Source organism: Desemzia sp. FAM 23989, from assembly GCF_045528345.1.
GTDB lineage: Bacteria > Bacillota > Bacilli > Lactobacillales > Carnobacteriaceae > Desemzia.
Genome location: NZ_JBGQQT010000012.1, coordinates 18,262 through 39,287, shown reverse-complemented (window position 1 = coordinate 39,287; position 21,026 = coordinate 18,262). Strand labels below are relative to the sequence as shown.

Genomic DNA, 21,026 nt, shown 5'->3' with positions numbered 1-21,026 from the left:
TGCTATTCTAGGAGTAAGCAATTTTTTACTTGAGGTGATCGATCATGAAAAAACGAATAAGACCATTTATTCAAAATCAATGGCCATTATTATTAGCTTTTGCAGTCCCTTTTTTGATTATGTCCGTCATTCATGCATTCAAAGGGGTATATCCATTTGGAAATGAAACTGTATTAACGATTGATTTGGGACAACAATATGTTGATTTTTTAGCTTATTATCGCACGACGCTGCTTGAAGATCCGTCAGCTTTCTTCTATTCCTTTTCGAAAGCCATCGGCGGGGATATGGTTGGATTGTGGGCTTATTATTTAGCTAGTCCATTTAATCTGATTTTCTTACTATTGCCGCAATCGCAAGTTGCATTAGGCGTTACAGTAGTCACTATGCTGAAATATGGTTTAGCCGGCTGGAGTTTCGCCTACCTATTAAAAAAAGAATTTGGTGGAGATGGTTTTAGTCTAGTAGCCTTTTCAATAAGTTATGCTCTAATGGGATACACGATTGTCAATCAATTCAACATTATGTGGTTAGATGGAATTATCTTCTTGCCGCTCATTATTTTAGGTTTGGAACGGCTGATCAAGCAGCAAAAAGGTGGTTTTTACACTGTTTTTTTAGCCATTTGCCTGATATCCAACTATTATATAGGGTATATGGTCTGCTTTTTCCTTGTTCTTTATTTTGTCTTCCGCTGTATCAGTATTGGATTTCCACATACCAGTAAACGAAAGGATAACGTTCTGTCATGTATCAAAACAAGTTTATTGTTCATTTGGCATTCCTTGTTAGCTGGCGGTCTTTCCGCTATCTTGTTGATTCCTACCCTTCATTCATTAATGGTAGGAAAAGCCAGTTATATAGAGTTGGATTTTAAATGGGAAACAGATTACTTTTTTCCTGAGATGGTCTCGAAATTTTTTGTTGGAGCCTTTAATTTTGACCAAATGCCTTCGGGATATCCAAACCTGTTTATAGGCAGTTTAGCTTTATTGTGCGTCTGCCTGTATTTCTTTAATCGGGCGTTTCCGTTACGAGAACGTGTTGCAGCTTTCGTACTAGTGACTTTCTTTATTTTCTCTATGAATGTAGATGCCATGAATAAGATCTGGCATGCTATGCAATACCCGAATTGGTATCCGTATCGCTTTTCGTTCGTGGTCTCTTTCTTCCTATTATTATTAGCTTTTCGTAGTTTTACTCATTTGAAAGGGGTCAATCCTTTAGCTACTTTTTTAACCATGGTCATTGCATCTGGAATAGGACTGTATGTCTATAATGGAGAATTTGACTTTCTCACTCCCATCCAAGTCATCATTACTATGTTGTTTACATTCTTGATTTTATTGCTGCTTATTTTGAAACCGCAACAGTATAAATGGTTGGGTTTCGTTTTATTTTTGGTAACGAGTATTGAAATGACGGTCAACGCCAGCATTTCTTTATCCAGGTTAAGTTATGTAGATCAAGACACGTTTTCTGTTTATCAGCAAAGCCAGCAGCAAGTGATCGATTGGATAGAAAACCAAGATGATGACTTATACCGGATCGAAAAGACTTTTGTGCGTACTAAAAATGACAGCTTCCAAGCCGGATTTAATGGCATTACGCATTTCAGTTCTACATTTGAAAGTGCTGTGCCCGACCTTTTCGGCCGTTTAGGAAATCCTGTCGGAGGTGGATTCCTGACCTATTCAAATGGAACACTTTTAACCGATGCTTTGTTTGGAGTGAAATACTACGCCAGTGAACGAAACGATCTGTATTGGAAAGACAATGAAGATATCCCTGCTTTGATAGAAACCGCGACGAAGCCATTAGAACAAAACAATTTTAGATACGATACTTTTCAAACAGCATTCTCTTTCCCATTCCGCTCGTCCTTAAATAAAGACAAGTATCATTTTACTTTGAAGCAGACTAAACCAGATTTAAAAGACTATCAAAAAATCGCCGCTACAAACCAAGTTGTGATTTACGAAAATCCTTATAGTCTGCCATTTGCATTCGGCAGCTCGAGCAATATCGAATCGGTATATTTACAGAAAAACCGGCCTATTCAAACACAAGAAGCTGTACTGAGTGCCTTAGCAGGAAGCAGCAACGCAACGACTTATTTCTTTCCTGAAGAGTTCTCAAGCACGATCTATCAAAATGTGCTGCTCTCTGGTTCTAGTTTTGAGCCAATTATTGAAAAAGACGACGAAGAGACTAAATCATCCGTTCAATTTCAATTTACTCCGAATACCAATGATGCTTATTATCTTACCGTAGGCTCTGCTATCGGAGATGAAGACGTCAACTTGTATTTAAATGGAGAACCATACGCATTCTATGATAGTTCAAATGAGACATTGATCCATAACTTAGCCAATGAAGATTATGGAAAGACGATAACATTTGAAATTGAACTGCTGGAAGATTCGATTTCTTTAGAAGATATTCAATTGTATCGCTTAGATACATCCGCCTTTGTTCACTCTATCGAATCCTTGCAAACTGGTGGAATGGAAGTTGATCATCATAGTCAGACAAACATCGAAGGTATTGTTACTATTCAAGACAATCAAGATTTCTTAATGACTTCAATTCCGTTCAGTGAAGGATGGTCTGTTTCTGTAGACGGTGTTCCGGTTCAGCCAGAAGAAGTGATTGATGGTTTACTAGGTATTCGGATCCAACCAGGAAAACACAAAGTTGTCTTTTCTTACCGTACTCCTTATCTATTTGAAGGCATCATTATTACTTTTATTGCAATCGTATTATTGCTAATCCCTTCTATCCTCAAAAAAATAAATATGTAACACAATAAAAAAACAAGCAATGGGATGCGAACATCTCATTGCTTGTTTTTTTATTTTACCGAGTTATTTTGCAGCGTCGTAACGTTTGCCTGCTTCTTCCCAGTTTACTACATTCCAGAATGCTTCAATGTATGCTGGACGTTTGTTTTGGTAGTTTAAGTAGTATGCATGTTCCCATACATCTAGTCCAATAATTGGAGTTTTACCTTCAGTTAATGGAGAATCTTGGTTTGGAGTTGAAACAACTTCAAGTTTCCCATTGTTTACTACTAGCCAACCCCAGCCTGATCCAAATTGACCAGCTGATGCTGCGGCAAATTCTTCTTTGAATTTATCGAAGCTTCCAAAAGTTGCTTCAATAGCATCCTTCAACGCTCCTGTTGGTTCACCGCCGCCATTTGGAGATAAAATTTCCCAGAAGAAGCTGTGGTTTGCGTGTCCGCCACCGTTATTACGTACAACTGTACGAATATCTTCAGGAACAGATTGTAGATCTGCAACTAATTCTTCGATCGTTTTGTCCGCTAATTCAGGGTGTTTTTCAAGAGCCCCATTAGTTTTCTCAACATAAGTTGCGTGATGCTTGTCGTGATGTAATTTCATTGTTTCTTCATCAATGTGTGGCGCTAAAGCATCGTATGCATAAGGTAATTCTGGTAATTCAAAAGCCATAGTGTCATTCCTCCATATAATAAAATAGTTGCTTACTATTAATAATCTAACACTTTTTATAACCGATTACAATTTAAAAGATGAATTTTGTGAATTTCTTTGTCACATCTTATAGATCATACAGTGTCCTTCCATTTATCCATCATGGGAGTTACTGTCAGTAATGTTACAGGTAAAATGGGCACTCATACGTTTTAACGCTTCAGCGCTTATGCAGTCTTTGTAGCGTAAAAGTTTTCAATCTGTTAAGATTCAAAACGATCCCCTGACGTTCGTCAGACAGCACTGATTCCGGATGAAAGTTCTTTACCAACACTATACAAAGATGGAACAGGCATTTTTTCGCCATCGAATAAAAATGCCTCTTTTTTAAACCAGTCTGGTTCTATTTCACGTCATACGTATGAAAAAATTTAAATAAAAAATAAGATTACGAATCCTCTCGTCTCTGGTATGCTAAAAGAAAAATGCGGAAGCGGGCGACATGAACGAGATTTTATATCTGTTGAATGAAGTGGAAGGCTTCTGTCTTCATTATGAGAAAGACCTGCTTTCTTTGCACTTCCCGAAATATTTAGACACGCTTTTTAAGCTGTGACTCGTTTGAGACCCGTGATATTTCTGAAGGAATAGGGGGGGGTTGTAGCCATGTAAAGGATGAAATGTGAATTACGGAGCGTTAGCGCTTCAGCGCTTACGATTCCGTTTGAAGCTTGAAAGTCTGGAGACTACAGGCTCCAGACGGTCCCATGGCTTTCACAAGCAAACCCGTCCATTCCGGAGGAAATTCCACCCCATAGAGCCGCCCCTACTTATTAAGAGAGCGTTTTAGAAAGAAGACTTTAATTTTTGGGAGAAAGTACTTTTCATGCGTATGACGTGGTTCTATTTCAAGTGCTATTGAGTTTAGTTTCATAAAAGATTACAATTACATAGAACATCAAGAATTTTTTAAGGAGGAATACTTATCCAGCTCTTTCAGTTATTTAAAGCATCTTTATCTCGTCCTGAACAATTGATCCAAGCAAAGAATTTAAAAACAGGAAAAATAATTTTGTATTTTATCTTTTTGTCTTTTATTTTGACGATTCCCAGTTGGGTTCAAACCAATCAGCTATTAACAGATTTTATTCAAGATGGACAAGAAGTTGCTCAAAACATACCCGATTTTGAAATAGAAAATAACCAAATCACCCCTGCAGAAGATGCAGAAAGCTTTATTTATCAAACCAATTCTATTATTTTCGCTTTTGATCCCAGTGGCAACATCACCTCATCAGACATTGATAAACGTGTTTCCGGCAATACTCTTGGAATCTCATTGCTAGAGGATGGACTTTATTTAAGCATTCCCTTATACCCTATCCAGTTTCCATATAGTCAACTAAATGGGATGGATCAGGATACTTTTAAAGACGTTATATTAGGATTGCAAACCGTTAATCCTTTCGTTTTAGGTATTACCTTTGTACTATTATGGGTCAGCTCTTTGATTTTAGCTTTGATCTATAATTTTTTGTACACTGTATTTGGAAATTTGATTGCCACTATCACGAGAAAGCCATTGCGTTTTAGTGAAACGTGGAAAGTGGTGTTAGTTGCTTCTACTCTTCCAACTATTTTATTTACCGTATTGAATCTATTTAATATTCATCCTTTATTCCAATTAGAAGTGCAACTGGGAGTGACGATTTATTTTTATTATTTGTCTATCAAATCTATTCCTAAAAAAGAAACTCTCTAATAGATTTTTATTATCTAGATCGGACGTGCAAAAGTCGCATCAAAGACTTTTACATGTCCTTTTTTGTAGTTCTATAAGAAGAAATCACTTTATTTCGTATCCTTCCATAAACCGCTTTTAGTCCTCTCCCATTTACTTTATTCCTATTGCTTCCTCCTTTTACTTGAAAAAAACTATGAATTTTTTGTTATTATTAATAAGTAAGCAAGTAACCACTTGCTATCATCTGTTGCAGTGCTCTCAAAAATACCACTTTGACAATCGTTGGACGCGTCAGTCCATTTCCACAGTTATTTCTGCTTTTCTGGCATATCTATCCATACTACTGGCTACATGAAGTCCACATAGCCAAGTACATCTAAGCGATCAACTTGACCGCTACTCTTACATTTAATCTATACATTAGTTTTCCAACCTTAAGGGAAACCCTCCAATCGAAAGCATCTTCTTATGCGAGTCCTGACTTAGTATAGAATATCTAGGATTGTTTACATTTTTTGCAAACACGAATCATTGAACCTTCTTGTATATTAGGAAGAGGAAAAATAACTTTTCCTCATTTCCTGCCCAACAATAGAATTTATTTTGATATACCCGTTTTTAATCGGATAATTGAAAAAGATCTCAAAAAAGAAGGCCATCTCTTTTTGAGACAGCCTCCTGCTTATACTTATGATTTTTTACCACGATTGCCTTCAATTCGGCGTTTTCGTTGGTTATTCTTTTTGATTTCACGACTGATTTTCTTTTTGTAACCTGGCTTGACGTTTTTCTTTTTCTTTTTCACATAACCGCGTAAAGATGGGCTTAATGTATCTTTAGCAGTGTTTTCACGTTTTTCTCGTCGTTGGCGGTCAAAAGTTTCTTTGATTTCACCTTTTGAAATTTTCTTCGGTTCAAATTTCACACCAATCTTTTCAATATCGTTCACCAAATTTTCTTCGCTTGGAGCATAAAGGGTAATGGCGATCCCTTTCATATTCTTTCTTCCCGTTCTTCCGACACGGTGAATAAAGAATTCTAAATCATTCGGGATCTCAGCATTGATGACGTGAGAAACTCCTTCGATATCGATGCCTCGAGAAGCTAAATCTGTCGCTACAACATATTGGTATTCCAGATTTTGGATTTGTCTCATCACGCGTTTACGCTCACGTGGAGGAATATCTCCGTGAATTGTAGCCACTTTTAGACCTCGCGATTTTAACTCATTAGCAATTTCTTCTACTTTAGCTTTTGTATTGGCAAATACGATTGCTAAATAAGGTTGTCCGATCGTCAGCAATTGATAAATGATATCCACACGTTCTCTTCCTTTAGTAGAGATCAACCAATTATCAATTGAATCAGAGATAACCGTCTTAGGTGCAATTTGTTCAAATAAAGGATTTTCCATATATTTCTTTAAGAAGGGTCTTAAAGATTCAGGAATAGTAGCTGAGAAGACCAGCATTTGCAAGTTATCTGGCATTTTGCCTGCAATTTTATCCACATCTTCTAAGAATCCCATATCTAAAGTCATGTCAGCCTCATCGACTACAAATGCAGTCGCAGTATGGACCAACAATCCATTGGCATTCACTAAATCTAGAATCCGTCCTGGAGTACCGATTGCAATATGAGGTTGTGTATTTTCTAATTTACTCAATTGGCGTTTTTTATCTGTCCCGCCGACAAAGTTTTGGACAATAACAGCTGGATTTGATTTTTCTGCCAATTGAACAGCTGCAAGATACAACTGTTCAGCAAGTTCACGACTAGGCGCAGTAACAACAACTTGGACTTCATTTTTAGCAGCATCGATTTTGTTCATCAATGGCAGCAAGAACGTATGCGTTTTTCCAGATCCGGTTTGAGATTGGCCAATAACACTTCTGCCTTTTTGGATAGCTGGAATCAATTTTTCTTGGACTTCTGTTGGTTCCTTAAAGCCCAATTCTTGGATCGATTCAATCAAAAAAGGTTGCAAATTAAATTTTTCAAATGGGTGTACCATTGTATCGCCTCTTTCTATCAATGTTATTTCTAGAATAACAACGTGGATGCTTTTTTTGGTTGTTCATTAGACTTTCCTACTTAACAAATTTACCACATTCATTCGTTTATATAGAATAATGAATTCTGAATTTTTCTATGACTCCGCATCTTGACTAGTATAACATAAAACCCGTCTTTTTCTAAGTATGAATTGTGCGTGTTCCTCCATTTTTTATTGGTTTAACGGAAACGAGTTCTAAATGCAACAAATAAACAGATCCCCGCAATCGCTATTATAATAAAGTACCCACAAAAAATGATCTCCATGGCTAACAAGTCATAGAATAAATAACCCATCAAAGTCCATGTGAATGTTATCACGCCTGTTACCATCATAAAGCGACCAATCAATTTCACTCTCTCTTCAGCATCTTCTTTCTTGAAAAGACTCATAGCATTCATTTTAAGTTGTCCTTTATTCAACAGCTTTCCGTCTACGAATAGCAGCCCACTAACCAATGCGAAAACTAAAAATAAATAGCCCACTTTTTCCCCACTCTCTATTTATAGATACTTTGATTATACGAACAAATTAAATTAAGTTAAACCAATAACCTTAGCTGAAATAATAAACGGCTTCTTTTCCTTTACTGATTAGAACTTGCACAAATTGTTTTTTTTGCCTTCGAATCATTATTCTTAAAAACGAAAGAAATTCGTTGCAACCGTTAACAAATTTAGGTTTTATTTGATTCCTATGTTAAAATAAAATGGCTATTACTATTTACTAAATGAGAAATTTATCGTAAACGCGGTATAACAAATCAACTTCTTTGAAAACGAATGATTGATTCTGCTCTCAGAAAAAAGTACAATTAATTGAAGCAAACTTAAGATAACAATACCTGTTCGTCTTAAAGGATTACTTGAAAGTGAGGTTTGGTTAGAGTGATTGAAGAAAAAAAAGCTCTATTTATCATTTTTGGCGGGACTGGAGATTTAGCCAATCGTAAATTATATCCCTCCCTCTATCGTTTATTTAAAAAAGGCTATTTGAAAGAGCATTTCGCTGTTATTGGAACAGCTAGAAGAGAATGGTCTGATGACTATTATCGGGAGATCATCATGAGTAAAATTGGAGATTTGGCAGAATCTGAGGAACATGCGAAAGAATTTGCAAGTCATTTTTATTACCAATCCCATAATGTACAAGACATCGAACATTATAAAACATTGCAGTCGCTTGCTGAACGTCTAGACGACACTTATCAATTAGACGGAAATCGGATGTTTTATTTAGCAATGTCCCCAGATTTCTTTGGAATCATCGCTGAAAACATTAAATCGCAACAATTGCTGACTGAAAAAGGATTCAATCGTTTGGTGATCGAGAAACCTTTTGGAAATAATTACGAAAGTGCCTTCGAACTCAATGATCACATTCGTGCTTCTTTCAATGAAGATCAAATTTATCGGATCGACCACTATCTAGGAAAAGAAATGGTTCAAAATATTTCGACTATCCGATACGGCAATCATTTGATCGAATCCATGTGGAACAATCGCTACATCAATAACATTCAGATCACTTTGAGCGAATCTTTAGGCGTTGAAGAACGCGGTGGTTACTATGATACCAGTGGAGCTCTAAGAGATATGGTTCAAAATCACATTCTTCAAATTGTAGCCTTGTTGGCAATGGAACCTCCAGCTGTCTTCCGTGATTATGAAATTCGACAAGAGAAAATCAAAGTTTTGCGTTCGCTTCGTTTGTATTCAGAAGAGGAAGTACGTGTAAACTTTGTTCGCGGTCAATATGGAAGAAGTACTGTCAACGGAGAAACTTTGACAGGATATTGTGAAGAGAAAAATGTGGCTGAAAATTCTCAAACAGAAACTTTCGTAGCTGGAAAATTGTTTATTGATAATTATAGATGGTCTGGTGTTCCACTATATATCCGTACTGGTAAACGTTTGGCTGAAAAAGGGACACAAATTGATATCGAATTCAAAAATGTTCCTCATCAATTATTCCAAACAGCCGATAATCAGCCGTTGCCTCCAAATATATTGTCTATTTTCATCTCTCCTACCGAGGGATTTGCATTGCAATTAAATGCTAAAAAAGTAGGCCCAGGAGTTCAACCTGAACCTATCCAATTGACTAGTTCTCATTCTGCAGAAACTACTGCGAACAGCCCTGAAGCCTATGAAAAATTGATCTTAGATTGTTTAAACGGCGATGCGACAAACTTTACGCATTGGGATGAAGTAGCAGCATCATGGGAATTTGTGGATAAGATTCGTACAGCTTGGGATACGTTTGATATGGAGTTCCCGAACTATCCAAGCGGCTCCATGGGTCCTATCGAAAGTAAACATTTATTGCAAAAAGACGGCTTTAATTGGCATTGGTCTCCTGTGTCTACGATGAAAGATACAGCAGAACAGGACTAAATAAAACCTTAATCTAAAAGAGATCAAAATTCACCTGTTATGTGGTGGATTCTGGTCTCTTTTGATTGTTATGATAAAAAAACATCTCTCAGCATTCGCTGATGAGATGTTTTTCTTTTTTATGGATCAATAAGCTCTTGCTAACCAAACGGTATGTTTAGCAGGTTTGCCAGATACGATACAAGTTTCTTTAACCACAGGTGGATTGAAAGGAATATTACGAGTTGTGAAGCCTGTTTCTTCTTTGATTTTAGCTTCCGTTTCCAATTCGCCATCCCAACCAGCTAAGACAAACCCTGGTACTTCTCCCGCAGTTTTTTTCTCTTCGATATGAGCTTTCAGCTCATCTAATGTATCGATCGTTGTATATTCATTTTCTTTGCGGTATTCACGAGCTGTTTCCAACAAGCGTGTTTGCATACTGTCAAGTGCTTCTGGTACGTAAGCCATGATATCATCTAAAGAAACGGCCTCTTTATCGCCTAGATCGCGCATTTTAACCATCACTTGATTATTTTCCATATCTCTAGGGCCAAATTCAATACGCATTGGCACACCTTTTAGTTCCCATTCATTGAATTTGAAACCTGGAGAGTTGTCTGTATCATCTAAAATGACACGGAAACCGTTCACTTTCAATTCGGTTTCTAATTCTCTTAAACGTTCCACGATCTCTGGTTTTTTCTTCCATGGACCAACAGGCAATAAGACGACTTGTTTAGCAGCCACTTTCGGCGGCAATACCAATCCTTGCTCGTCCCCATGAGTCATGATCAAAGCACCGATCAAACGTGTAGACACGCCCCATGATGTCGTATGAGCTAGTACATGTTGATTGTCTTTATTCAAAAATTTGATATCAAAAGCTTCAGCAAATTTCGTTCCCATATAGTGAGAAGTTCCTGCTTGAACCGCTTTTCCATCTTTCATCATAGCTTCAACAGAAAAAGTATCTACTGCCCCAGCAAAACGTTCAGAAGGTGTTTTTTGCCCTTCGTATACTGGTACAGCTAACAATCCTTCAATTACTTCTTTATAAATAGTCAGCATACGCATCGTGCGTTTGCGTGCATCTTCTTCGCTTTCGTGTGCTGTATGCCCTTCTTGCCATAAAAACTCAGAAGTGCGTAAAAATGGTAAAGTTTTCTTTTCCCAACGGAATACATTTGCCCATTGGTTGATCTGCATTGGTAAATCGCGGTAAGAGTTTACCCAATCACTAAAGGCTGTACCAATCATTGTTTCAGAAGTAGGACGCAAAGCTAAACGTTCTTCCAATTGTTCTCCTGCTGCTTCAGTTACCCATGGCAATTCCGGGCTGAACCCTTCAATATGATCTTTTTCTTTTGTAAAGAATGATTCAGGAATCAGCATTGGGAAGTAAGCATTACGGATACCTTCTTCTTTAAAACGTTTATTGAATTCCTCTTGGATGTGTTCCCACATTTCGTAGCTGTCCGGTTTGAACACGATACACCCACGAACTGGTGAATAATCCATTAAATCGGCTTGTTTGATTGTTTGGATATACCAAGCTGAAAAATCTTCTTTTTGTAAATTACTCATACTTTCTTCCTCCTATTTTAACGAACGATTTTGGCAAAAAAAATAAGCATACTCCATCCTCTAAAAAGGACGAAACATACTGTCTCCGCGGTACCACCTTAATTGGTCAGTTTCAGTTGACCCAACTCAATTTCTGATAACGGCAGAACTCCGGTCATATTTCTACAACGTATTGTCAGGAAGGTTCAATCAATCAGCGGGGGCTTTTCTTTCAGCAATCAAAAAGCTCTCTTTTACCCATCATTTATCTACTAACCCTAACGCACCTACATTGCTTATTCTAAGCTAACTTCTTTTAAAATACAAGGATTACTTTTTCAGAGGCGGCTTATGACGTGTGATGCTTTTACTTTTTTCAAAACTGCCTTATGGTTAAGGAACAGCTTTGTAGCTCATAATTCAGCCTGGTGGTTCAACCCAATTATTAGGTAGAACCATTATAGATCACTAATCGAACCGATAACTCCTGCGAATTGTTAAGTAGAGCCACTATAGCTGGCAATTCACACCGGTAAAGCAAGCCGATTATTAAGTAGAACCACTATAGTTCACAATCCGAACCGGTAAACCACTCCGATAGTTAAATAGTACCCAACCTTCCTTATCAACGACTTATGGAAACCACCACAAAAAGCTCTAGGCGCTAGGAATTATTTCCTAGCGCCTAGAGCTTTTTGTGTATTTAATTTGATCGACACAACACAGTCCAACTATTATTTAGCGTCTTCTGGACGGATAGAAGTTTCTTTCAATCTTTCTTGATCATCAGGATCGCTACCGTAGCGAACACCAGTATCTAAAGATTTCATTTGCTCCATCTCTTCAGCCGTTAAACTGAAATCAAATATTTCACTGTTTTCTTTGATGCGGTTAGCGTGTACAGATTTTGGAATAATCACTTCTCCTCTTTCTAAGTGCCAACGCAAGATGACTTGTGCAGGTGTTTTGCCGTATTTTGCAGCTAATTCCACAATGATCGGTTGATTGAACAAGTCAGTTTTTCCTTGACCTAATGGACCCCATGCTTCATGAATAATGCCGTTTTCTTTCATGTATTCGTGCAATTCATTTTGCGGGAACTCTGGGTGAGTCTCAATTTGATTGATCATTGGTTGCATCAATTCTTGTTTTTTCAATTCTTCTAAATGGTGAGTTTGGAAATTAGATACGCCGATGGCTTTGACTCTGCCTTCTTCGTACAATTCCACTAAAGCTTTCCAGGTTTCCACGTATTTAGGAGCAGCCCAGTGAATCAAATACAAGTCTAAATAGTCTGTATCTAAACGATCTAATGATTCTTGGAAAGCTGCTTTCGTTTCTTCGTAGCCTTGGTCGTAGTTCCACACTTTTGAAGTCAAGAAAATTTCTTCTCTGGTAATACCAGATTCTTTTAGTCCTCTAGCCAAGTATTCTTCATTTCCATAAATTTTGGCAGTATCAAAATGACGGTAGCCAACTTCGACAGCAGCTTTGACTGCTTCCACAAGTTCTTCTTCGTCCTTCATCAAAAATACGCCTAGACCTAATTTAGGAATTTCGACTCCGTTGTATAATGTAATACTTTCAGCTAATGGTTGAACCACATTAACACTCCCTTTTCTACCTTTTTTCTTTATAACTTAGAAGAATCTAGTCCTTCTTGTTGACTAAAGAACAGTTTAACATTTTCTCGCAATTGAGCAATCGAATCTGCTTGATCACTTTCAAAATATAAAACCAGCAACGGTTCATGCAGACTTAAGCGTAATAAAAACCAGCCTGTTCCATATGCACCAGATGTATTGACACGTACACCCTCTAAGTTGTTGTTTTCAATCTCCATATCCGGCTGATCAGTTATAAAGTTTTTAAATGCTTCAATAACTTCCTCGCCAGTTTGTTGGACTGTATCTGTAGTGATTTTAAAACGAACTTCATCTGTTTCAACAGGTTGTTTTAATGATTCAAATAAACTCGAGAACTCCTTGCCTTCTGCAGATAATTCAGCATCCGCAATCAAGATCTTAGCAATCAAGTAAGCTCCATCATCCAGGAAATAATTTTCTTTCAGTGCTGCATGACCACTCGTTTCGATCGCAACTGATGTGTGCACACCTTCTTGATTTAATTTGATGGCTTGATTGATGACATTGCGGTAACCCGTTAGGTGCCGATTTTGGTGTCCTCCAAGCTGTTCAATAAAGTCTTTCAAGTGTTCAGAAGTCGCTGAACTTGTCACGATAGTCGTTCCCGGATTCTCTTGGATCACGATTGCTGAAATTACCGCAATCAGATTGTTCCGATTCACCGTTTGTCCGTGGCGATCTACTAAAGCTGATCGATCTACATCCGTATCGAAAATAACTCCCATATCGGCATCATTGTCCAGCACGGCTTGTTTAATGCTTGCCATCGCTTGTTTGTTATCGGGGTTTGGAACATGATTGGGAAAATTGCCATCTGGTTCCAAGAATTGACTTCCTGAAATATCCGCTCCCAGCTTTTCCAATACTTCTGTGGCAAAAAAGCCGCCAGCTCCGTTTCCAGCATCCACAACAATGTGTTTTCCCTCTAAAGGAAGTTCAGGATTACGAGCTGTCGTGATGCCAGCTTGAATTTTTTGACGTAAATCAGCTGCATAATCTTCCAACAAATTTTTACGTTCAATGATGCCTTGATTATTCTCCCAAGTCACAGCATCCCAATTCGCGTTTTCCAACATAAAAGTAATGTCTTCGTGCTCTGCTCCTCCATCAGCTGTAAAAAATTTCAAGCCGTTGTATTCAAACGGCAAATGACTGGCAGTGATCATAATGGAAGCATCACAGGCATAATACTCATATTGAGTGGCCATAAAAAGTGCCGGTGTCGTTGATAATCCAACATCTACCACGTCGATACCTGCATTATTCAAGGCTTCGATCAGCACTTCTTTGATTCGGTTTCCAGATAAGCGGCTGTCTTGTCCGATAGCAACTCTTACAGGTTTCTCTAAATTATCCATTATCAATTGCTTTTTCTCTTTTAACCAACAAGCAAAACCAAAAGCTATGGATTCGATTGTTTGATCATGCAACGTAATGTCGTGTTCCGGTGTTTTGACCGCTATTCCACGTATATCAGAGCCATTTTGCAATTTTAGTAATTCATTTGCTGATTCACTAGCCAATTTAATTCCTCTTTTCTTTTAAAATGAGACTTCTAAACATATCCTATTTTTAATTTTACAGTTTAATAAATTGATTCAAATATTCATACATTTTTATCGCATTTTCTTCGTCTTTTGAAATCAATAGACAAGTATCGTTACCACCTACAGAAGCCACTATCTCAGGAAATTCGATCGCATCAATCAACGCCGCAGCGACGTGAGCATTTCCAGGTATAGTCACAATAATCGTGATGAATTGTACACGTTCTAGTTTTACCACGACATTGCCCAATGTTGATTGCAGACGCTCTTCTACAGACAAATTATTCGTTTGGTATAAAGTATATTTCATACCACCTTGAGGAGTCGAAGTTTTGATTAAATTCATTTCTTTGATATCTCTAGAGATAGTCGCTTGGGTTGCTTCTACTCCCTCCTCTTTTAAATAATGGAGCAATTCATCTTGGGTAGCAATATCGTGATTGGTGATAATCTGTTTGATTGCTAATTGACGATTCGTTTTTTTCATAGCCAAACCTCCATATGTAATTCGTTTCTTTGTCTCCCAGTATATCAAAAAAAGGTAGAAAGCGGTTAATAATTTAATTATTTTTACAATAATAATGAATAAACATTCTTTTTATTGAAAAACATTGGCATCTCGCCTGTTGTTTTGTTATAATAGGCTATACAAAATTGAATGAACAATCGTAGATGAAGAGAGTACTGCTTGAGGATGTTTTGAAGCGAGCTGGGTTGGTGAGAGCCAGTAATAAAAACTTGCAGGAAGCGCACTTCGGAGAGATGAGAACAGGGATCAGTATCACTAGTTCCATCCGGCTTATTCGGCCGTTACAGTGAATCAAGTGGTTGCGTCAATTTGACGTTGCAATAAGAGTGGTACCGCGGGGAATTCTCGTCTCTTTTTTAGTTTGATGTCATGAAAACTAAAAAAGGGCTATTTTTTTATGCAAAAAAACTGTTCTCCAGATGATTGGGTCTTTTCTACTGAGCATAATACATTCATAAATACAAAGACAAAATTTAAAAAACAAATTAACTAGAGGAGTTATGACAATGAATTACAAATTACAAGTGGCTCAAGCCTTGCATGAACAAGTTTCAGAAACATTGTCTGTTGAAGACATTCTTAACTTATTGGAAAAGCCAAAATCCGTTGAACATGGGGATGTAGCTTTCCCAGCTTTCTCACTAGCAAAAGCTTACCGTAAAGCACCACAACAAATTGCTGCCGATTTAGGAGAAAAAGTATCTTCCCCCATTGTTGAAAAAGTTGAAGTTGTCGGACCTTATTTGAACTTTTTCTTAAATAAAAAAACCGTTAGTGCCCACGTCTTACAAGAAATCTTAGAACAAAAAAATGCATACGGTGATATCAATATCGGACATGGAGAAAATGTTCCGATCGATATGTCTTCTCCTAATATTGCTAAACCTATTTCTTTAGGACACTTGCGTTCTACTGTAATCGGAAATGCTTTAGCACATATTGTTGAAAAAATGGGCTACCAACCTATCAAAATCAATCACTTAGGAGACTGGGGTACTCAATTTGGAAAATTGATCACTGCTTATAAATTATGGGGTACTGAGGAAGCGGTTAGAGAAAATCCGATTCAAGAGTTATTGAAACTGTATGTTCAATTCCATGAAGAAGCAGAAGAAAAACCTGAATTAGAAGACGATGGCCGTGAATGGTTCAAAAAATTAGAAGATGGTGACGAAGAAGCTACTGAATTATGGAAATGGTTCAAAGAAGAATCTTTAAAAGAATTCAATCGCATTTATGATAAACTAGAAATCACGTTTGATTCTTTCAATGGAGAAGCTTTCTACAATGACAAAATGCAAGAAGTTGTCGATTTATTAGAAGAAAAAAATATTTTGACCGTAGACAACGGAGCTACAATTGTGGATTTAGAAAAATACAATTTAAACCCAGCATTGATCAAAAAATCAGATGGTGCAACACTGTATATCACCCGTGATTTAGCTGCTGCTATTTATCGTAAACGTACGTATGATTTTGCTTTATCTCTATATGCAGTTGGAAATGAACAAAGCAATCATTTCAAACAATTAAAAGCTGTTCTGACTGAAATGGGTTATGACTGGGCTAATGATATGCACCATGTTCCATTTGGTCTGATCACAAAAGATGGTAAAAAATTGTCTACACGTAAAGGAAAAATCGTTCTTCTAGAAGAAGTATTGGATGAAGCCGTTGCCGTGGCCCTAAAACAAATCGAAGCGAAAAATCCTGATTTACCGAATAAAGAAGAAGTTGCCCGCCAAGTAGGTATCGGCGCTGTTGTCTTCCACGATTTGAAAAATGATCGTTTAAACAACTTTGACTTTACGATCGATGAAATCGTTCAATTTGAAGGAGAAACAGGCCCTTATGTACAATACTCTAGAGCTAGAGCTTTAAGTATCTTGCGTAAAGCAGGCGTTGATGAAGTTTCTGCTGCTGATTTCTACGCTTTAGATGATGCTTACAGTTGGGAAGTGATCAAACTGATCCAAGAATATCCTGAGACACTTCAACGTGCTTTTGGTAAGTTGGAACCATCTGTAATCGCTAAACACGCGATCCATTTGGCACAAGCCTTCAACAAATACTACGCCAACAGTCGTGTATTGACTGAAGATGCTGAAAAACCAGCCCGTTTAGCTTTGGTTCAAGCAGTCGCTATCTTATTGAAAGAAGATTTAAGAATATTAGGAGTACATTCTCCTGACCAAATGTAACAGCAAAAAAAACGAGGTTGAGTAGAAGGCAAACTTTTACTCAACCTCGTTTTTTTTATTGCGTCTAATGGAAAAATGTTCCGGGACTGGATCATACCCTCCTCTGACAAATGGATTACAGCGTAAAATTCTAAAGAAGCCCATAATTGATCCCTTGATCGCTCCATGTTTGCGAACCGCATCGATCGAATATTGCGAACAAGTTGGATGGTAGCGGCAACTGGGTGGAAAAAGAGGAGAAATCCCTTTTTGGTATCCTCTAATCAATAAAATAACAATTTTTTTCATTTATTCACCTACATCATATGATTCTCTTATTATAGAGCAACACCCTTACTTTTGTAAAGTAAGGGTGTTGCTCTGTTTTATTGACTTTTTTCTTTTTGTGAACGATACATTTCTGCATAGATTCCTTGTTTTTGAATCAATGACTCATGATCTCCCTGTTCTACAATTTGACCTTGATTCAGCACTAGAATTTGATCAGCATGTTGGATCGTCGACAAGCGATGGGCAATAATGAATGTTGTTCTTCCCTTTTTCAACACATCCATTGCATGTTGAATCATTTCCTCCGTTTCAGTATCGATACTCGAAGTTGCTTCATCTAAAATCAATATTTCAGGATCAAAGGCCAGCGCTCTCGCAAATGAGATTAATTGGCGTTGACCAGACGAAAGCGTACTGCCCTTATCCACTACGGGCTCATCAATTCCCATTGGCATATTATGCAGCAAGGTGTCTCCGCCAACTTCTTCGATTGCTTTGATCACCGCTTCACGACTGATCGAAGTTTCTCCCAACGTAACGTTTGAAGCGATCGTTCCCTTAAACAAATAAGGGTCCTGCAGCACGATCCCCATATGTCTGCGCAAACTTTTTCTAGAGACGGATGTGGTCGGCGTACCATCTATTGTGATCGTCCCCTTAGTCGGGTCATAAAAACGGAATAACAAATTCATGATCGAGCTTTTTCCTGAACCTGTATGGCCTACTAAAGCGACCGTTTGACCTTTTCTAGCTGTAAAATCGATATCTTTCAATACGTATTCTTCATCCTTATAAGCAAATGAAACTTGATCAAAGACAACTTCCCCTTCTTTAAAGTCTAATTCGTCTGTCTGGTCTTCTTCTGTTTTGACTAATTTCATTTCAAAAACTCGTTTCGCCGAAGCCATCGCAGTCTGCAAGTAAGCGTATTGGGTCACAATACCTTGAATGGGATTAAATAAACGAGTCGTGTAATCTACATAAACATACAATACTCCAACTGTTATCCCTAGTGCCGAACTAAAATAGGCGTTTCCAAAATACACTACCAACAAGAGCAAGGTAATATTTTTAATCACTTCCACAAAACTAAACGAGCCCATAGAATCCAATAACGTAAATTTCAAACTGTATTTATACCACTCTTCATTTACATCCGTAAATTCTTTTTCCATTTTGTCTTCTTGCTGATAAGCTTGAATGATCGACATCCCTTGAATGGATTCATTTAAGGTCCCATTGATCTCACTAACCAATGACCGGATTTTTGTAGTAAACGGTACAGCAAACTTTTGGTACACAACTGCCCACAATACAAAGAAAGGAACCAATAACAGCGTAATCAATCCAAAAGTAATGCTAATTTGCATCAAGGCAATATAGATCCCTACTAGATAAATCAAGTTGGTCAACACTTGTCCAACCACAACGACGTAAAATATCCGTAATTGCTCCGTATCATTTGTGATACGAGAAACCACTTTTCCAGCAGGCAAATTGTCAAAATAACGGATCGGCAGTTTTTGTACATGGGCAAATAAATCATTCCGCATATTTTTAACGATTTCATTTGCTCCGATAGTCAGCAGTAAGAAACTAAAGTACCGGGTTATCGCTGTTACAAGCGCCAGTCCTAAGAATACGGCTAAATAACGGATCAATAAATCGACAGCTAGCAGCGTCTGATTCGAAGGAGCAATTACATCATCAATGATTCGTTGAATAATCAAGGGACCTGCTAAATCAGCTCCTACAGCAACAATCATTAATAAGATCCCAATGGAAAAATGGAGTTTTTTCTGGAAGGAATAAACCACTAATTCTTTAATTGTATTTTTCATTTAGTGTCCTCCTCTTTTAATTGTTGTCTTTGGTATTGCGTTTGGTACCATCCTTCTTTGGCAATCAAATCAGCATGTGTACCTTCTTCAATAATTTTCCCATCTTCCAGCACAATGATCCAGTCTGCATGATGAATCGCTGATAGACGATGAGTGGTGATCAAGGTCGTTTTCCCTTTACGAACGTGTTGAATATTATCAATGATTTTTTGTTCTGTTTTCGCATCTACTGCAGATAACGAGTCATCTAAAATCAAGTACTCTGGATTTTTAATCAACGCACGCGCAATGGAAACACGTTGTTTTTGCCCACCTGAGATGGCAACGCCTCTTTCTCCAATCAATGTATCCAACCCTTCAGGCATTCTAGCTAGATCTTCTTCAAAATTGGCCAAACGAACTGCATCCATGATCTCGTCATCCGTTGCTCCTGGCTTGCCGAACTGAATATTTTCTCTTATTGAACGAGAAAACAGCGTATAATCCTGCGGGACATAACCGATCATTGGTTTCAACACGTCGCTTTTCAACTCTTGAATGGACTCAGATCCAACAGTGACCGCTCCATTTCCTGCAGGATATTGGAGCAGTAATTGACGGATAAAAGTCGTTTTCCCGCTCCCGGTTTTTCCTACAATCCCCAGAGTATTTCCTTGAGCGATTTTAGTTTTGACATTCGCCAAATTGGCAGACTCAGAAGAGGGATATTTAAAGGTGACTCCTGAATATTCGATATCTTGACTATCCAGTACAGCTTTGTATCCCTCTTGCTCCATATCATCACTGGATCCCAATACTTCTGCCACTCGTTTCATAGAAGCACTACCTTGCTGCACCAAGTTGATCAGTTCCCCGACTGCCTGAACTGGCCACACCAGCATACCTAAGTAGACTTGGAAAGAAATCAACTGTCCTAAAGTCAGTTCTCCATTTGAAACTAAAACAGCACCGTAACCAAATGCTACAATGTAACTGATTCCCATCAAGATCTTTACAATCGGAGAAAACAAGGCGTTGATTTGCGCTACAGAAATGTTTTTTTGCAGGACCTCTTCTGTTTTTTCCGCAAATTTTTGAGCCATAGCATCTTCTTGAACGTACGCACGCACGACTCGTACACCCTCTACGCCTTCCAAGACATCATCATTGATATCTGCAAAAGCTGTTTGAGAAGCTAAATATCGCTCATTCACTCGATCTCCAAGTATTTTCAACAGATACGCCATGATCGGCATAGTCAGCATAGACCAGATGGTCAATTTCCAAGACACCGAAACAAACATCATGACCAAGATAAATCCAAGAAAAACTGTCGAATCCATGGTTACCATAATTCCATAACCAGCCATTTCTGATATTGCATCTAAGTCATTGGTGGAACGGGCCATTAAATCTCCGGTACGATATTTTTCATAAAAGGTTGCTCTCATACGTAAAAAGTGTTTCATTAATCGTTCTCGTAGTTCTTTGGCCAATAAGTTTCTGCCTCCGAAAAATAGATATCCCCAAAATACTTCTGTTCCATAAGTAATTACGATCGATAGAACAAATAAAGCGATTTGGCTGATTAGTCTTTCAGTAGTTAATGTATTGCTGTAAATCTGGTCAATCACATTTCCAATGATATATGGTGGTATCAGCACTGCCGCATTTGAGAATAACATGGCAAATATCCCCCACCCATATCTCTTCTTATGCGTTTTAAAAAAAGGCCACAATTGTTTAACTAACTCTTTCATTCTCCCCCAACTTTCCACGCTCCTATCAAAAAAAGACAAAAAAATAGCACTAAT

At 37.9% G+C, this 21,026-nt stretch carries 14 protein-coding genes and 1 other annotated feature; of the genes, 4 read left to right on the top strand and 10 right to left on the bottom strand.

Annotated features, from left to right (window positions below; all coding sequences use genetic code 11):
- The first annotated feature begins 44 nt into the window (after positions 1-44).
- Positions 45-2,804 carry a YfhO family protein gene (locus ACEN36_RS08165; protein ID WP_407126347.1) on the top strand — a complete coding sequence of 920 codons (2,760 nt, stop codon included), beginning with the start codon at positions 45-47 and terminating at the stop codon, positions 2,802-2,804.
- 63 nt (positions 2,805-2,867) lie between these two features.
- Here ACEN36_RS08165 and ACEN36_RS08160 read toward each other — a convergent pair whose 3' ends face one another.
- Positions 2,868-3,476, bottom strand: a complete 609-nt coding sequence (locus ACEN36_RS08160) for a superoxide dismutase (protein ID WP_407097384.1) — start codon at positions 3,474-3,476, stop codon at positions 2,868-2,870.
- 961 nt (positions 3,477-4,437) lie between these two features.
- Here ACEN36_RS08160 and ACEN36_RS08155 point away from each other — a divergent pair.
- On the top strand, positions 4,438-5,220 hold the full coding sequence (locus ACEN36_RS08155; RefSeq protein WP_407101927.1) for a DUF1189 domain-containing protein: 783 nt from the start codon (positions 4,438-4,440) through the stop codon (positions 5,218-5,220).
- Between the two features lie 670 nt (positions 5,221-5,890).
- Here the strand turns inward: ACEN36_RS08155 and ACEN36_RS08150 are convergent.
- Together ACEN36_RS08150 and ACEN36_RS08145 are read right to left on the bottom strand one after the other, a co-directional pair.
- Positions 5,891-7,216, bottom strand: coding sequence for a DEAD/DEAH box helicase (locus ACEN36_RS08150; protein ID WP_407097385.1), 1,326 nt, complete (start codon positions 7,214-7,216; stop codon positions 5,891-5,893).
- Positions 7,217-7,437: 221 nt separating this feature from the next.
- A complete protein-coding gene (locus tag ACEN36_RS08145; protein WP_407126346.1) occupies positions 7,438-7,743 on the bottom strand; it encodes a hypothetical protein in 306 nt (101 codons plus the stop codon).
- 402 nt (positions 7,744-8,145) lie between these two features.
- On the opposite strand from ACEN36_RS08145, the gene zwf reads away from it, so the two are divergent.
- Positions 8,146-9,654, top strand: a complete 1,509-nt coding sequence (gene zwf / locus ACEN36_RS08140) for a glucose-6-phosphate dehydrogenase (protein WP_407126345.1) — start codon at positions 8,146-8,148, stop codon at positions 9,652-9,654.
- 126 nt (positions 9,655-9,780) lie between these two features.
- On the opposite strand, the gene proS is transcribed toward zwf, so the two are convergent.
- The 4 genes from proS to ACEN36_RS08120 all read right to left on the bottom strand — a co-directional run bounded on the left by proS (position 9,781) and on the right by ACEN36_RS08120 (position 14,879).
- A complete protein-coding gene (gene proS / locus ACEN36_RS08135) occupies positions 9,781-11,220 on the bottom strand; it encodes a proline--tRNA ligase (RefSeq protein ID WP_407097388.1) in 1,440 nt (479 codons plus the stop codon).
- A 713-nt stretch (positions 11,221-11,933) separates the two neighbouring features.
- Positions 11,934-12,803, bottom strand: a complete 870-nt coding sequence (locus ACEN36_RS08130) for an aldo/keto reductase (protein WP_407097389.1) — start codon at positions 12,801-12,803, stop codon at positions 11,934-11,936.
- Between the two features lie 29 nt (positions 12,804-12,832).
- Positions 12,833-14,368: a phosphomannomutase/phosphoglucomutase gene (locus ACEN36_RS08125; RefSeq protein WP_407097390.1), complete on the bottom strand. Its 1,536-nt coding sequence runs from the start codon at positions 14,366-14,368 to the stop codon at positions 12,833-12,835.
- Between the two features lie 55 nt (positions 14,369-14,423).
- Positions 14,424-14,879, bottom strand: coding sequence for an arginine repressor (locus tag ACEN36_RS08120; RefSeq protein ID WP_407101815.1), 456 nt, complete (start codon positions 14,877-14,879; stop codon positions 14,424-14,426).
- A gap of 173 nt (positions 14,880-15,052) precedes the next feature.
- Positions 15,053-15,277: a binding site (T-box leader), on the top strand.
- Positions 15,278-15,427: 150 nt separating this feature from the next.
- On the opposite strand from ACEN36_RS08120, the gene argS reads away from it, so the two are divergent.
- Positions 15,428-17,122, top strand: a complete 1,695-nt coding sequence (gene argS / locus ACEN36_RS08115) for an arginine--tRNA ligase (protein ID WP_407097392.1) — start codon at positions 15,428-15,430, stop codon at positions 17,120-17,122.
- 36 nt (positions 17,123-17,158) lie between these two features.
- Here argS and yidD read toward each other — a convergent pair whose 3' ends face one another.
- The 3 genes from yidD to ACEN36_RS08100 all read right to left on the bottom strand — a co-directional run bounded on the left by yidD (position 17,159) and on the right by ACEN36_RS08100 (position 20,897).
- Positions 17,159-17,410, bottom strand: coding sequence for a membrane protein insertion efficiency factor YidD (gene yidD, locus ACEN36_RS08110; RefSeq protein ID WP_407097393.1), 252 nt, complete (start codon positions 17,408-17,410; stop codon positions 17,159-17,161).
- A 77-nt stretch (positions 17,411-17,487) separates the two neighbouring features.
- Complete coding sequence (locus ACEN36_RS08105) at positions 17,488-19,233, bottom strand: ABC transporter ATP-binding protein (RefSeq protein WP_407126344.1); 1,746 nt, start codon at positions 19,231-19,233, stop codon at positions 17,488-17,490.
- Entirely contained in the window at positions 19,230-20,897 is a 1,668-nt protein-coding gene (locus ACEN36_RS08100) for an ABC transporter ATP-binding protein (RefSeq protein WP_407097395.1), read from the bottom strand. Before ACEN36_RS08100 ends, ACEN36_RS08105 begins: the two co-directional genes overlap by 4 nt.
- Between the last annotated feature and the right edge of the window lie 129 nt (positions 20,898-21,026).

What these genes read in the sequence shown, in the direction of transcription:
- ACEN36_RS08165 (WP_407126347.1), top strand. Translation starts at nt 45, where the DNA reads ATGAAAAAACGAATAAGACCATTTATTCAAAATCAATGGCCATTATTA.
- ACEN36_RS08160 (WP_407097384.1), bottom strand. Translation starts at nt 3,476, where the DNA reads ATGGCTTTTGAATTACCAGAATTACCTTATGCATACGATGCTTTAGCG.
- ACEN36_RS08150 (WP_407097385.1), bottom strand. Translation starts at nt 7,216, where the DNA reads ATGGTACACCCATTTGAAAAATTTAATTTGCAACCTTTTTTGATTGAA.
- proS (WP_407097388.1), bottom strand. Translation starts at nt 11,220, where the DNA reads ATGAGTAATTTACAAAAAGAAGATTTTTCAGCTTGGTATATCCAAACA.
- ACEN36_RS08120 (WP_407101815.1), bottom strand. Translation starts at nt 14,879, where the DNA reads ATGAAAAAAACGAATCGTCAATTAGCAATCAAACAGATTATCACCAAT.
- argS (WP_407097392.1), top strand. Translation starts at nt 15,428, where the DNA reads ATGAATTACAAATTACAAGTGGCTCAAGCCTTGCATGAACAAGTTTCA.
- yidD (WP_407097393.1), bottom strand. Translation starts at nt 17,410, where the DNA reads ATGAAAAAAATTGTTATTTTATTGATTAGAGGATACCAAAAAGGGATT.
- ACEN36_RS08105 (WP_407126344.1), bottom strand. Translation starts at nt 19,233, where the DNA reads ATGAAAAATACAATTAAAGAATTAGTGGTTTATTCCTTCCAGAAAAAA.
- ACEN36_RS08100 (WP_407097395.1), bottom strand. Translation starts at nt 20,897, where the DNA reads ATGTTATTCTCAAATGCGGCAGTGCTGATACCACCATATATCATTGGA.